The 13,986-nt window shown below is 42.1% G+C and carries 15 protein-coding genes; 11 read left to right on the top strand and 4 right to left on the bottom strand.

Going from position 1 to position 13,986, the window contains the following annotated elements; all coding sequences use genetic code 11:
- The first annotated feature begins 25 nt into the window (after nt 1–25).
- Nucleotides 26–580: a phosphoglycerate mutase family protein gene (locus AAGR14_RS22575; RefSeq protein ID WP_342646510.1), complete on the top strand. Its 555-nt coding sequence runs from the start codon at nt 26–28 to the stop codon at nt 578–580.
- 11 nt (nt 581–591) lie between these two features.
- Here the strand turns inward: AAGR14_RS22575 and AAGR14_RS22580 are convergent, their stop codons facing one another.
- The 3 genes from AAGR14_RS22580 to AAGR14_RS22590 all read right to left on the bottom strand — a co-directional run bounded on the left by AAGR14_RS22580 (nt 592) and on the right by AAGR14_RS22590 (nt 3,960).
- The gene (locus AAGR14_RS22580) at nt 592–1,818 is read right to left on the bottom strand and encodes an alanine dehydrogenase (RefSeq protein ID WP_342646511.1); all 1,227 of its coding nucleotides are present in this window, start codon (nt 1,816–1,818) and stop codon (nt 592–594) included.
- A gap of 81 nt (nt 1,819–1,899) precedes the next feature.
- Nucleotides 1,900–2,331, bottom strand: a complete 432-nt coding sequence (gene tsaE, locus AAGR14_RS22585; protein ID WP_342646512.1) for a tRNA (adenosine(37)-N6)-threonylcarbamoyltransferase complex ATPase subunit type 1 TsaE — start codon at nt 2,329–2,331, stop codon at nt 1,900–1,902.
- A 78-nt stretch (nt 2,332–2,409) separates the two neighbouring features.
- Nucleotides 2,410–3,960: a PglZ domain-containing protein gene (locus tag AAGR14_RS22590; RefSeq protein WP_342646513.1), complete on the bottom strand. Its 1,551-nt coding sequence runs from the start codon at nt 3,958–3,960 to the stop codon at nt 2,410–2,412.
- Between the two features lie 143 nt (nt 3,961–4,103).
- On the opposite strand from AAGR14_RS22590, the gene AAGR14_RS22595 reads away from it, so the two are divergent.
- From AAGR14_RS22595 to AAGR14_RS22625, 7 genes are all read left to right on the top strand, one after another.
- Entirely contained in the window at nt 4,104–5,330 is a 1,227-nt protein-coding gene (locus AAGR14_RS22595) for an HD domain-containing protein (protein ID WP_342646514.1), read from the top strand.
- A 57-nt stretch (nt 5,331–5,387) separates the two neighbouring features.
- Nucleotides 5,388–6,440 carry a UDP-3-O-(3-hydroxymyristoyl)glucosamine N-acyltransferase gene (gene lpxD / locus AAGR14_RS22600; protein ID WP_342646515.1) on the top strand — a complete coding sequence of 351 codons (1,053 nt, stop codon included), beginning with the start codon at nt 5,388–5,390 and terminating at the stop codon, nt 6,438–6,440.
- Between the two features lie 17 nt (nt 6,441–6,457).
- Nucleotides 6,458–7,855: a bifunctional UDP-3-O-[3-hydroxymyristoyl] N-acetylglucosamine deacetylase/3-hydroxyacyl-ACP dehydratase gene (locus AAGR14_RS22605; RefSeq protein WP_342648716.1), complete on the top strand. Its 1,398-nt coding sequence runs from the start codon at nt 6,458–6,460 to the stop codon at nt 7,853–7,855.
- A gap of 3 nt (nt 7,856–7,858) precedes the next feature.
- Nucleotides 7,859–8,641, top strand: coding sequence for an acyl-ACP--UDP-N-acetylglucosamine O-acyltransferase (gene lpxA, locus AAGR14_RS22610; RefSeq protein WP_342646516.1), 783 nt, complete (start codon nt 7,859–7,861; stop codon nt 8,639–8,641).
- A 72-nt stretch (nt 8,642–8,713) separates the two neighbouring features.
- Nucleotides 8,714–9,346 (top strand): ATP-binding cassette domain-containing protein, encoded by a 633-nt coding sequence (locus AAGR14_RS22615; RefSeq protein ID WP_342646517.1) that lies wholly within the window; start codon nt 8,714–8,716, stop codon nt 9,344–9,346.
- A 128-nt stretch (nt 9,347–9,474) separates the two neighbouring features.
- Nucleotides 9,475–10,038 carry an elongation factor P gene (efp, locus tag AAGR14_RS22620; RefSeq protein WP_342646518.1) on the top strand — a complete coding sequence of 188 codons (564 nt, stop codon included), beginning with the start codon at nt 9,475–9,477 and terminating at the stop codon, nt 10,036–10,038.
- 100 nt (nt 10,039–10,138) lie between these two features.
- Complete coding sequence (locus AAGR14_RS22625) at nt 10,139–10,711, top strand: 5-formyltetrahydrofolate cyclo-ligase (protein WP_342646519.1); 573 nt, start codon at nt 10,139–10,141, stop codon at nt 10,709–10,711.
- 24 nt (nt 10,712–10,735) lie between these two features.
- On the opposite strand, the gene AAGR14_RS22630 is transcribed toward AAGR14_RS22625, so the two are convergent.
- Nucleotides 10,736–11,062, bottom strand: coding sequence for a nucleotide pyrophosphohydrolase (locus tag AAGR14_RS22630; RefSeq protein WP_342646520.1), 327 nt, complete (start codon nt 11,060–11,062; stop codon nt 10,736–10,738).
- Nucleotides 11,063–11,215: 153 nt separating this feature from the next.
- On the opposite strand from AAGR14_RS22630, the gene fumC reads away from it, so the two are divergent.
- From fumC to AAGR14_RS22645, 3 genes are read left to right on the top strand one after another with little or no spacing between them, the layout of a single operon-like run.
- A complete protein-coding gene (gene fumC, locus AAGR14_RS22635) occupies nt 11,216–12,613 on the top strand; it encodes a class II fumarate hydratase (protein WP_342646521.1) in 1,398 nt (465 codons plus the stop codon).
- A gap of 43 nt (nt 12,614–12,656) precedes the next feature.
- A complete protein-coding gene (locus AAGR14_RS22640) occupies nt 12,657–13,187 on the top strand; it encodes a fumarate hydratase (RefSeq protein ID WP_342646522.1) in 531 nt (176 codons plus the stop codon).
- A gap of 3 nt (nt 13,188–13,190) precedes the next feature.
- Nucleotides 13,191–13,985, top strand: a complete 795-nt coding sequence (locus tag AAGR14_RS22645) for a S1/P1 nuclease (RefSeq protein ID WP_342646523.1) — start codon at nt 13,191–13,193, stop codon at nt 13,983–13,985.
- The last annotated feature ends 1 nt before the right edge of the window (nt 13,986 follow it).

Here is a 13,986-nt window from a genome sequence, read left to right on the forward strand (position 1 = left end):
ACATTAGTATATAAGCTGTTAACATATGTTAAAAAGAGTTGTTTCCTTATTGTGGGCTGTAATGCTGATTGGTACTTTAAACACCTATGCGCAAAAAACTACTATTTGGTTAGTACGCCATGCCGAAAAACACGCAGAAGGAGCCATGAGCAACACCGACCCTGATCTAACTGCCGATGGCGGCAAACGCGCTCAGGATTTGGCAGCAGTGCTTAAAAAGCAAAAAATTGATGCAGTTTATAGTACCCCATACAAGCGCACCACCAGTACCGGTGAGCCTGCAGCCGCTGCACGTCAATTAAAAATTATTACTTATACAGCTAAAGACTTTAAAACTTTTGCTGCCGAGGTGTTGCAAAATCAAAAAGGTAAGGAGGTTCTGATCGTAAGTCATTCCAACACCGTTATTCCCCTGGCTAAATCCTTTGGTGCTACCGTCCCCTTTGAAACCCTTACGGATGGTGATTACGACATGCTGTTCAGGATAGTAGTTGACAAAGACGAAACGGCCAAACTTACCATCAGCCATTACGGAGCACCGCATCATACCACCAATATACCAGCAGTGTTTAAACAATAAAAAATAAAGCTTTAGCGGTTAGACACAATCAGCAAATCGAGATCTTTGCATGGGATGTTAAAACGTTCGCCCAAATGTTTGTTTGTTAATTGCCCGTGGTAAATATATACCGCATTACGTATCCCTGTTTTTTGCCAGATCACATTGTTTATACCACCATTTTCGCCGATATCTAATAGGATGGGGGTAAAAATGTTAGTTAGCGCATAAGTAGCGGTACGTGCAACACGCGATGCAATGTTAGGCACACAATAGTGTATTACATCGTACTTGCGAAATGTTGGATGTGTATGATTAGTAATTTCTGAGGTTTCGAAACAACCGCCCTGGTCAATGCTCACGTCAATCAATACCGAATTAGGTTTCATCCGGCTTACCGTGTTTTCGGTAATGATACACGGGCTGCGGCCATCTTCAGTGCGGAGCGCACCAATTACAACATCACAGGTAGTAATGGCTTTTTCTAACACAATAGGCTGAATGACCGAGGTAAATACCCGGCTGCCAATATTATTTTGTAAGCGGCGTAATTTGTAAATAGATGGGTCGAATACTTTAACTTCGGCACCTAATGAAATGGCTGTACGTGCAGCATATTCGCCAACGGTACCGGCACCCAAAATTACAATTTCGGTTGGAGGCACTCCGGTAATTCCTCCCAGCATCAGGCCCTTGCCGCCAAACACGTTGCTTAAGTACTCGGCAGCAATAGATATTGATGTAGCACCTACAATTTCGCTCATCGCTCTTACCACGCTTAATATGCCGCCTTCATCACGCAAATGCTCAAATGAAAGAGCAGTAATACGTTTGTTAATCAGCGCATGCAAACATTCAGCTTTTAAAGTAGACGGTTGCAACGTGGAGATTAAGATTTGCCCTGGCTTCATCAGTTCAATTTCGGCCATGGTGGGTGGCGCTACTTTAATAATGATATCGGCCTCGTAAACCTTTTTGGTATCGTAAACTATCTGAGCACCCTGCTCACTGTAATGGTTATCCAAAAAATTAGCGGCTTTACCGGCATTGGTTTCCAACAGTACTTCGTGCCCGTTATTTACCAGTAATGCAACCGAAAGAGGGGTGAGTGTTATCCGGTTTTCCTGAAAAGACGTTTCTCGGGGAATACCGATATAAAGTGTATTTTTTTTACTTTTAGTAGCCAGCATTGATTCTTGCGGCTGCATCATGGCCTGCTTGGCCACATCAGAAAATCCACTATATAACCCAGAGCTCATGTATTCAAAATATTAGCCAGCCTGCTTTAGAAACATCTAAAACGGAATGGTTGAAGGTACGCAAATTTAAAACAATATGTGCTAAATACTTTCGAAGGTAAACCGGCGTAACTGCTCGTTGCTAACCGTAATGCTTACTTTAATAAAGTGTAAAGGCAACAAATCCGGAATCTTTTCCGGCCACTCAATAAAGCAATACTGGTTTGAATAAAAGTATTCTTCATAGCCCATATCTAACGCTTCGTCCTGCCTTTTAAGGCGGTAAAAATCAAAATGATATATTTTGGAACTATTACCGTTATATTCATTCACAATAGAGAATGTAGGGCTGGTAACCGGTTCGGTTACACGTAAGCTTTCGCACAGGGTTTTGATAAATGTTGTTTTACCCGCACCCATTTGCCCATAAAACAAAAATATTTTCTGGCCTTCTGCAAAGTTCAGCAAGGCTTGTGCTACTGACGGAAGCTCAGTTAAAGAAACAATATCTATTGATGTCTGCCTGTTCATCATATCCTCAATAATACAATATGCCACCTTGTTTAAGGTGGCATATTGCTGTTTATTTAATACAAAAATAAACGAATTGCTTTATTTTACACCATAGGTAATTACCGGTATAATCATTTCTTCGAGCGATATACCACCATGCTGAAACGTTTCATTATAAAAGTTCACAAAATGGTTGTAGTTGTTCGGGTATACAAAATAGCTATCCTCTTTAGCAAAGGCAAAACTACTGCTCACATGTAACTTAGGCAGCATGGCATCATGCGGGTTACGGATATGAAACACCTCTTTAGCATTAAAATTAAGGTTTTTACCTTGTTTGTAACGCAGGTTAGTATTGGTGTTTTTATCGCCGATAATTTTACTCGGATTTTTCACTTTAATAGTACCATGGTCGGTAGTAATAATCACCTTCACTTGCTTTTGAGATAAAAACTTAAGCAAATCTAACAAAGGCGAATGCTCAAACCACGATAAGGTAAGCGAACGGTAAGCAGCATCATCACTGGCTAATTCCCTGATCATTTGCATATCGGTACGGGCATGCGACAGCATATCCACAAAGTTATACACCACCACGTTCAGATCGTTGTTCATCAGGTTGTTCACCGAATCATTCAACGCACGTCCTTCGTCAATATTTAATATTTTATTGTAAGAGAACTTGCAGTCTTTACGTAACACCCGTTTAATCTGATCAGCCAGAAACGCTTCTTCGTGCAGGTTTTTACCGCCTTCATCTTCATCATTTTGCCACATGCCCGGAAAGCGTTTTTCCATATCCAAAGGCATCAGGCCGGCAAATATGGCATTACGTGCATATTGAGTAGCTGTGGGCAAAATGCTGTAATAGGTTTCTTCTTCTTCTAACCTGAAATATTCTGAAATAATAGGGTTAATAATCTTAAACTGATCATAACGCAGATTGTCAATCAGGATAAAAAATACCGGGGTATTATCAAGCTTCGGAAATACTTTCTTTTTAAACAGCTGATGTGAAAGTATCGGAGAACTATCCGGATTTTTTAACCAATTGAGGTAATTCTTTTCTATAAACTTGCAAAACTGCACATTAGCTTCAGCTTTCTGCAATGTTAATATTTCGTGCATACCGGCATCTTCCAGCCGCTCCAGCTCCAATTCCCAGTAAATCAATTTTTTGTATACATCTACCCATTCCTGGTAGCTCAGGTTATCGTTCAGGGTCATGCCCAGCGTACGGAAATCTTGTTGGTAAGCCATGGTGGTTTTTTCAGTCACCAGGCGCTTATTTTCAGTGAGCTTCTTAATGGTCAGTAAAATCTGTTTGGGATTTACCGGTTTAATGAGGTAATCGTCAATTTTAGACCCAATGGCATCTTCCATCATCGGCTCTTCCTCATTTTTAGTAATCAGTACAATAGGCACATCAGCATTAATAGCTTTGATTTGAGTCAGTGTTTCCAGTCCGGTAAGGCCCGGCATATTTTCATCTAAAAAAACCAGGTCATAATAATCGTTCCTGAATAATTCAAGCGCATCGGAGCCGTTAGTAGCCGTTTTTACTTTATAGCCTTTTTCGGTTAAAAATAATATATGGGGTTTCAGTAAATCTATTTCGTCGTCGGCCCAAAGTATGGTAGTTTCTTGCATTCTATGATAAATATGTTGGGTTTATAACTTATATGTGTAGGTTTTGTTGTTATTTATATAGTTCTCTTAACAAAAAATAACATTTCATTTGTTGGTAGATAGCAGTAATTTAACACTTTTGCAAAATTATACAGCAACTAAGCTTGAACAAGAAAAAAATAATAAACGATCCTGTTTACGGGTTTATTAACATTCCTACCGATTTGGTGTTCGATTTGATGGAGCACCCTTACTTTCAGCGTTTACGGTATATTAAGCAATTAGGCATGACGCACCTGGTTTATCCAGGCGCGCTGCATACCCGTTTCCATCATGCCTTGGGTGCTATGCACCTGATGCAACTGGCGGTCAAAACACTTTGCGATAAAGGCCACAATATTACCGCCGAAGAAGAAGAATCGGTAATGATTGCCATACTGCTGCATGATATTGGCCATGGCCCGTTTTCGCATGCGCTCGAAAAACATATTGTGCAGGGTATTGACCATGAAGATATTTCGACACTGCTCATGAACAAGCTTAATGAGCGCTTTGGCGGTTTTTTAGATATGGCTATTGAGATATTTAATGATACCTATCCTAAAAAATTTCTTTACCAACTGGTATCCAGTCAGCTGGATATGGACCGCCTTGACTACCTGAACCGCGACAGCTTTTATACCGGAGTATCTGAAGGCATAATCAGTTCAGAACGTATTATCAAAATGCTGAACGTAGTAGATGACGCCATTGTGGTGGAAGAAAAAGGTATTTATTCTATCGAAAAATTTTTGGTGGCCCGCCGCCTTATGTACTGGCAGGTGTATTTACACAAAACCGTTACCTCGGGCGAGCAGATGCTGGGCAAAATATTACAGCGCGCCAGATTGCTCTCTTTACAAGGGCATGAATTATTTTCGACAACGGCATTAAAACATTTTCTGCAAAAAAACATCTCAAAAGAACAGTTCATCAACGAAGACCATCATATCGAAACCTTTACCTGCCTTGATGATACAGATATTATGGCAGCGGTTAAAGTGTGGATTGGTCATCCGGACAAAGTTCTTTCTAAATTATGCCAAAGCTTTATTCAGCGCCGCTTGTACCAGGTTGATATTACCAACACCAAACCTGATGCTGTGCGGGTGGATGAATTAAGACAAAAAGCAATGAAATTTTACAACGTTAGTTTCGAAGACGCCGGATACTTCGTATTTACTGATGTGATTAGTAATAATGCCTATAAAGTAGGGGATGCCAACATCAAAATACTGATGAAAGGCGGCGCCATTAAAGATATTACAACTGCAAGTGATAACTCGAATTTGGAAGCTTTAGCTAAAACTGTAGAAAAATATATATTTTGCTATACTAAAGACCTGATATAACCTGTTAACACTGTGTTTATAATTTGTTGCTTAACTTTTAACCTTTAAATTTGTCCGATGCAATTTACTGCTCAGGAAATAGGTTTGATGCTGAACGGAACCGTTGAGGGTAACCCTGAGGTTATTGTCAATACGCTGGCCAAAATTGAAGAAGCCCGGGAGGGTGCGCTGTCATTTTTGGCTAACCCCAAATACGAGCAGTTCTTATATAGCACCCAAGCTTCGGTAGTTATTGTGAATGAATTACTTACAATAACAGAACCTGTTACTGCTACGTTAATCCGTGTTAAGGATGCTTACCATTCATTTTCCATCCTTCTGGAAAAATATAATACCCTTAAGCTTAATAAAACGGGCATCGAGCAACCCAGCTATATTGATGCTGCCGCTTCGGTTGGCCATAATAATTACATTGGGGCTTTTGCTTATCTTGGTAATAAGGCCAAAACGGGCAATAACTGCAAAATTTATCCCAATTGTTATGTTGGCGATAACGTAACTTTAGGTGATAATGTAACCCTTTTTGCAGGCGTAAAAATTTATGCTGATTGTGTAATAGGTAACAATGTAGTAATACATGCGGGTGCCGTAATAGGCAGCGACGGGTTTGGATTTGCCCCAACATCATCAGGTACTTACAGCAAAGTAAGCCAGATTGGTAATGTAGTGATTGAAGATGATGTGGAAGTTGGCGCCAATACCACTATTGACCGTGCTACCATGGGGTCGACCGTAATACATAAAGGGGTAAAGCTTGATAATCTTATACAAATAGCGCACAATGCCGAGATTGGCAGCCATACTGTAATTGCTGCACAAACAGGAATATCAGGCAGTACCAAAATTGGCGAGCGCGTTATTATGGGCGGCCAGGTAGGCGTTGCAGGGCACATTACTATTGCAAAAGGATCGCAAATACAAGCACAAAGCGGAATAAACCGCAGTATTGTTGAAGAAGGAAAGAAATGGGGGGGCATGATTGTGCAGCCCTATCAAGGCTTTTTACGTTCGCAGTTAATTGTACACCAGTTGCCCGAGCTTAAAAGACAAATAGAAGATTTAGAAAAAACCATTGCTGAGCTGCGTAACAAGCAAGAAATCATTCACTGATGCAGCACTCCAAGTATATGAACGTAAAGCAAAGAACTATTAAGGCCCCTGTCGCCGTATCTGGAACCGGACTGCATACCGGCCAAAGTGTAACCATGATTTTCAATCCTGCGCCCGAAAATCATGGTTTTAAATTCAGAAGGGTTGACCTGCCTGATGCACCGATCATTGATGCCGATGTGGACAATGTAACTGATACCTCAAGAGGTACTACCTTAACACAAAACGGTGCCAGCGTAAGCACAGTTGAGCATGTACTGGCCGCGTTGGTTGGTTTAGAGCTGGATAACGTACTAATAGATCTTAATGGCCCCGAAACTCCGATTATGGATGGCAGTTCGATGCCGTTTGTATCGGCCATTGCCGAAGCCGGCTGGAAAGAGCAGGATGCCGACCGCGAATATTATCATATCCCTTATAACATACATTACTCTGAGACCGACCGTAAGGTAGAAATGGTTGCCATGCCGTTGGATGACGACTACCGCTTTACCTGTATGGTTGATTATAATTCGCCTGTATTAGGTACTCAGCATGCTACTATTTCTTCAATCTCCGAGTTTAAGAAAGAGGTGGCCAGCAGTCGTACTTTCTGTTTTTTACATGAGCTGGAGATGTTGCTGAAACATAACCTGATTAAAGGCGGCGACATCAACAATGCAATTGTAGTGGTTGATAAACATGTGGACGAACAGGAGCTGCAGCATTTGGCTAAACTGTTTAACCGTGAAGATATTGATGTTGCCCCTCAAGGTATATTAAACAACATTGAACTGCGCCACCAAAATGAGCCTGCACGCCATAAACTGCTGGACATGATTGGCGATTTAGCACTGGTTGGCGTACCACTGCGCGGCCACATTATGGCTGCCCGTCCGGGCCACGCAGCTAACGTAGCATTTGCAAAAAAAATAAAAGCATTAATAAAAAAAGAACGCAGCCGTAAGCACGTTAAAGTTTACAACCCTAATGCTAAACCGGTATACGATACCGTGCAGATTATGAACATTCTGCCGCATCGTCCGCCAATGCTGTTGGTTGATAAAATTTTAGAGCTTACTAAAACACATGTGGTGGGCTTAAAGGCTGTAACCATGAATGAGCCATTTTTTGTGGGTCACTTTCCGGGAGCACCAGTAATGCCGGGTGTTCTTCAAATCGAAGCTATGGCGCAAACCGGCGGTATATTAGTGTTAAATACAGTGCCCGACCCGGAAAACTGGCTTACGCTGTTCCTGAAAATAGAAAATGCCCGCTTTAAAGATAAAGTACTACCAGGAGATACCCTGATATTTAGATGTGATCTGATTGCGCCTATTCGTCGTGGCATTGCGCAGATGAAAGGCATAGGGATGGTTGGTGAGAAAATTGTGGTTGAAGCCGAACTAATGGCGCAAATTGTAAAATACAAGTAAGTGATGATCCAGCCGTTAGCGTATATACATCCGCAAGCTAAAATAGCCGATAATGTTATTATCGATCCCTTTGCTACCATACATAAAGACGTTGAAATAGGAGAGGGTACCTGGATAGGCTCAAACGTTACCATCATGGATGGTGCCCGCATCGGTAAAAACTGCCGTATATTTCCGGGTGCAGTCATCTCTGCTATTCCGCAGGATTTGAAGTTTAAAGGCGAAAGCACACAGGCCGTTATTGGCGACAATACCACCATCCGCGAGTGTGTTACCATTAACCGCGGTACTAAAGACCACTGGAAAACTGAAATTGGCAGCAACTGCCTGATTATGGCCTATTGCCACGTGGCACATGATTGCGTAATTGGCAACAACTGTATTTTTTCTAATAATACCACTATTGCCGGTCACGTAACCGTTGGCGATTTTGTGGTATTGGCGGGTATGGTGGCTATTCACCAATTTTGTAATATCGGTTCACATGCCTTTGTAACAGGCGGCTCACTGGTGCGCAAAGATGTACCACCTTACGTAAAAGCAGCCCGCGAACCACTATCATATGCAGGTATTAACTCGGTAGGTTTACGCCGCCGTGGCTTTAGCGAAGATAAGATTAACGAGATACAGGATATTTACCGTACGTTGTTTGTTAAAAACAGCAATGTAAGTAAAGCCATGGGTATTATCGAAGCTGATTTCCGACCGACAGAAGAGCGTGATGAGATTTTAAATTTCATCCAAAGCTCGCAGCGTGGTATCATGAAAGGGTTTGGTAACAACTAAATTAACCGCTGCAATTTATAGCATTGAGCAGATTCAACTTGAATTACTGACTGATGCTGTAAACTGTTCATCATGAGTTTGCAAATACAAATTACCTTGCAGGATGCCGGCCGTCGCTTTAACCGCGACTGGATATTTAAGGGTATTGATTATTCTTTTTTGTCGGGTAATAATTATGCCGTGCTCGGTCCGAATGGATCTGGCAAATCTACGCTGTTGCAATTGCTCAACGGCAGTTTATCTCCATCAGCAGGTAAAGTAACTTTCACCGAAAATAATCAGCCTGCGGATGTTGAAAAAGTATTTCAGCATATTAGCCTGGCAGCTCCCTATTTAGAACTCATTGAAGATTTTAGCCTGACCGAAGTAATTGATTTTCACTTTCAATTTAAACCGTATGTTACCGGCATGAGTCGTGTTGAACTTATTGACTTGTTGGGAATGAAGAGCAGCAGGCACAAAATGGTTAAATACTTTTCATCGGGCATGAAACAGCGCTTAAAACTTGCTTTAGCGTTTTGCTCAGATACGGCCATCCTAATGCTCGACGAGCCCACCTCAAACCTGGACAAACAAGGCATTAACTGGTATTTGCAACTGGTTAAACAAATGGTCGGTAACCGGTTAATTATTGTTGGCTCTAACCAAGAGCATGAATACAGCTTTTGCACTAAACAGTTAAATATCACCGACTACAAATCTTAAATCTGCTAAACTTTAATTCTTGCAGGTATTTAGTTTAATAATGCCGATGCCGACCTGGTAACCACCCAGCAATAACTGCTTGATTGTTTGCTGATAAGTCCCTAAGTTTGGGCCACGAAAAATTTGTTATGTCTAAAGCATCAGAAATAAAAAACGGGAATATACTTCGCTTTAACGGCGACTTAGTGCAGGTGGAAGAATTTATACACCGTACCCCAGGCAACTTGCGCGCTTTTTACCAGGCACGTATGCGCAACGTAAAAAGCGGCAAACTGGTTGAATATCGTTTCCGTACAGACGAAGAGGTAACTATTGCCCGCGTTGAAACCAGCGATTACCAATATTTGTACGAAGATGGTAATGACCTGGTAGTAATGGATAACGCCACTTACGAGCAATTTAACATACCTAAGTTTTTATTTGGCAATGCCGTTAAATTTTTAAAAGAGGGTGTAAACGTAATTATTGCTTTTGAAAGCGATGAGCCGATTATGGCACAAGCCCCTGCCTCTGTTGAGCTGGAAATTACTTACTCAGAACCTGCCGTTAAAGGCGATACCTCAACCAACGCATTAAAAGCGGCCACTGTTGAAACCGGTGCCGAAATTCGCGTTCCTTTATTTATCAATGAGGGCGATAAAGTGAAAGTAGATACCGCTACCGGTGCTTACATAGAGCGTGTAAAGGGTTAATCATACTATTTATATACAAGGAGAGGTTCTAATTTTTAGAGCCTTTTCTTGTTTTAAACACTTCGTGAGTCGTCTAAATAATTGAATTAATATCATTATTATGACAAAAGCCGAAATACGTAAACTATATATTGCCAAACGCAAGCAGTTATCACAGGCGGAATATGACCATTTAAATCAAGCGTTGCTAAAGCAGTTTCAACAACTGGATTTGTCGGCAGTAAAGGTTATCCATTTGTTTTTACCCATTCATGCACGTAAGGAGCCTGATACGTTTTTAATCAGGCAGTGGCTGGAGGTCAATCACCCGCAAATCAGTCGTGTATTTCCTAAAGCTGATTTTGCCCATCACACTATGCAAAATTTTGCGGATGATGAGTCGCTCGAATTAGCTATTAATGCCTTCGGTATACCCGAACCTGTAACCGGAAACCTGGTTGACCCTGCTCAGATTGATATGATACTGGTACCCCTTTTGGCTTTTGATAAGCAAGGCTATCGTGTAGGTTATGGCAAAGGCTTTTATGACCGCTTTATTAATCAATGTAGGCCTGATGTATGCCTGATTGGTCTTTCCTTTTTTGGACCGGTAGATCACATCAGCGATTTAAATCCCTTCGACCGGAAACTAAACGAATGCCTGACGCCGGGTCAGCATTATCAATTGACCTAAGCAGTTGTAATAATCTACGAAATTTTACTTCAACTTCTCGTTATTCCGATGCCGGTTGGCATCACGGATGCTTTTTTTCTCCAAGTTTTTGTTCAGGGCATCTGTTAAATCAATACCGGTTTGGTTAGCCAGGCAAATCAGTACAAACAATACATCTGCCATTTCATCTGCCAGGTTCACTTCAGTATCTGATTTTTTGAAAGACTGTTCGCCATATTGCCGCGCCATGATACGGGCCACTTCGCCAACCTCCTCCATTAAAATGGCTGTATTAGTCAGTTCGTTAAAATAGCGTATACCGGTCGTATTAATCCACTGATCAACCAGTTGCTGAGCGTCTTTAATCGTCATGCCGCTAAAGTGGTTAAATCATAGCATTTGTGCCAATTAATTATTGATATGGGTGCACATTATAACTGAAAACTCACTAAAATTCAATGTAAATCAGTCCTTGTTTCTTACATCTAATCCCTAACTTTGCGCTGCATTAAAAACAGCAAATTAATGAGTTTCAGAACCGAGCATGACACCATGGGTGCGGTACAAGTACCGGCCGATAAATATTGGGGAGCGCAAACTGAGCGTTCGCGTAACAACTTTAAAATTGGTCCGGAGGCATCAATGCCTAAGGAAATCATTGCGGCTTTTGCCTACCTTAAAAAAGCTGCTGCTTATACCAACACCGATTTAGGCGTATTACCTGCCGAAAAACGCGACCTGATTGCCCAGGTTTGTGACGAAATTTTAGCCGGTCAGTTAGACAGCGAGTTTCCGCTGGTTATCTGGCAAACCGGTTCGGGCACGCAATCAAACATGAACGTGAACGAAGTGGTGGCCAACCGTGCACACGTATTGCAGGGTAATGCTTTAGGCGAGGGTAAAACCTTTGTTCACCCGAATGATGACGTTAATAAATCACAATCATCAAACGATACCTACCCCACGGCGATGCACATTGCGGCCTACAAAATTTTAGTAGACGTAACCATTCCGGGTGTCGAAAAACTGCGCGAATCGCTGAAACGCAAATCAGAGCAGTTTATGAACGTGGTTAAAATTGGTCGTACCCATTTGATGGATGCTACGCCGCTTACCTTAGGCCAGGAGTTTTCGGGTTATGTATCACAGTTAGACCACGGCTTACGCGCATTGCGTAATACACTGGCTCACTTATCAGAGCTGGCTTTAGGCGGTACTGCGGTAGGTACCGGTATCAACACCCCTAAAGGTTATGATGTAAAAGTAGCTGAGTACATTGCACAATTTACCGGCCTGCCATTTATCACTGCCGAAAACAAGTTTGAGGCCCTGGCAGCTCACGATGCCATTGTAGAAACTCACGGTGCTTTAAAACAAATTGCCGTATCGTTGATGAAAATTGCTAACGATATCCGTATGCTGGCTTCTGGTCCGCGTTCGGGCATTGGCGAAATTCATATTCCGGATAACGAACCAGGCTCATCTATTATGCCGGGTAAAGTAAATCCTACCCAAAACGAAGCCGTAACGATGGTTGCCGCCCAGGTAATGGGTAATGATGTAGCTATTGCCATAGGTGGCTCAAATGGCCATTATGAGCTTAACGTATTTAAACCGGTAATGGCGGCTAATTTCCTGCAATCCGCACGTTTAATTGGCGATGCCTGCGTATCATTTACCGACCATTGTACTGAAGGTATTGAGCCTAATTACGATGGTATTAAAAAGCACCTGGAAAACTCTTTGATGCTGGTAACCGCGTTGAACCCACACATTGGTTATGAAAACGCTGCCAAAATTGCTAAAAAAGCGTTGAAGGAAAATAAATCATTGCGCGAGGCCGCCATTGAACTGGAGCTGTTAAACAGCGAACAGTTTGACCAATGGGTACGCCCCGAAGACATGATTGGAAGTTTAAAATAAAACCCTTTCTAAACCCTCCCCAAACGGGGAGGGCTTTTTGTTTATGTTAAAAATCCAATCTATTCGGCGTTTTACTTCTTCTGTTCCTGCGCTGCTGCTTTGCTGCTGGCTATTATCTCTGTTTTCGTGCAGCCCTAATGCCAACGTACAAAGCCCGGGCGTTGCCTTTTTACAGGGCGAATGGCAGCAACATCCTGAAGCGGTGCACCGCCAACTGGTCAATTACACCTTGTACCAATTTAAATTTAGCTGCGATTCGTTTTTTGTAGCCATGCAATCATTCAGCAAAATAAACTACGGCGCTGATACCTGCATGAACAAAGGCCAATGGACCGAGTATGCCAAAGGCCACTACGATCAGCGTAACGATACACTGCACCTGCGGGGTTTTTTCTGTAACGCCGATTATAGCCTTAAAGACCCTGGTGGCTGTTTTCGTTCGGGCGTGTACGAAGATTATTTTAAGACCGTTAAAACATCTGATTCTACCGTTAAATTTACCAGTACAGGCAGTATCCTGCCATCCAACCTGCACCTTGTTAAAAGAACTGCTTGTGTTCCCAAACCATTGTAATACATGAAAACTACTTTTTTTAAGAAACTGATTTTGGCGGCTGCCATTATGTATGCACCGTTGCATAGCATGGCTTGGGGCGATAAAGGCCACCGCATTGCCGGCCAGATTGCCTCCAGCTATTTAACACCCAAAGCCCGTTTAGCAATAAAAGCTATTTTGGGTAACGAGTCGGTGGCCATGGCCAGCACCTGGGCCGATTTTATCAAATCAGATCCTAACTACAGCTATTTATCATCATGGCATTATGTTGATTTTGATAAGGCCTATACCTATCCGGAACTGCAAACCTTTTTGAGGCAGGATACCAGCGTAGATGCCTATACCAAACTAAACTTTATGGCAGGCGAGCTTAAAAAGAAAAATCTGGCTCAGGATAAAAAGCTTTTGTACCTGCGCATGGTGATCCATATTGTAGAAGACATTCATCAGCCCATGCATACCGCACATACTGATGATAAGGGCGGTAACGATTTTAAGGTAATGTGGTTTAAAGAAGAAAGCAACCTGCATTCGGTATGGGACAGTAAGCTCATCGAGTTTCAAAACCTCAGCTTTACCGAATATACTAACGCCATTAATTTTACCACACCGGCGCAACGTACCGCCTGGCAGCAGGAACCGATAAGCAAATGGTTATTTGACAGTAAAGAACTGGCCGAAAATATTTATGCCAATACCAAGCACGACGAGGTGTTGAACTACAGGTACAACTTTAAATATGTAGGCTCTCTTAATGAGCAACTGCTAAAAGCAGGCGTACACCTCGCTGGCTTGTTAAACCAGATATTTGGATAGT

The organism is Mucilaginibacter sp. CSA2-8R (genome assembly GCF_038806765.1).
Classification (GTDB): domain Bacteria; phylum Bacteroidota; class Bacteroidia; order Sphingobacteriales; family Sphingobacteriaceae; genus Mucilaginibacter.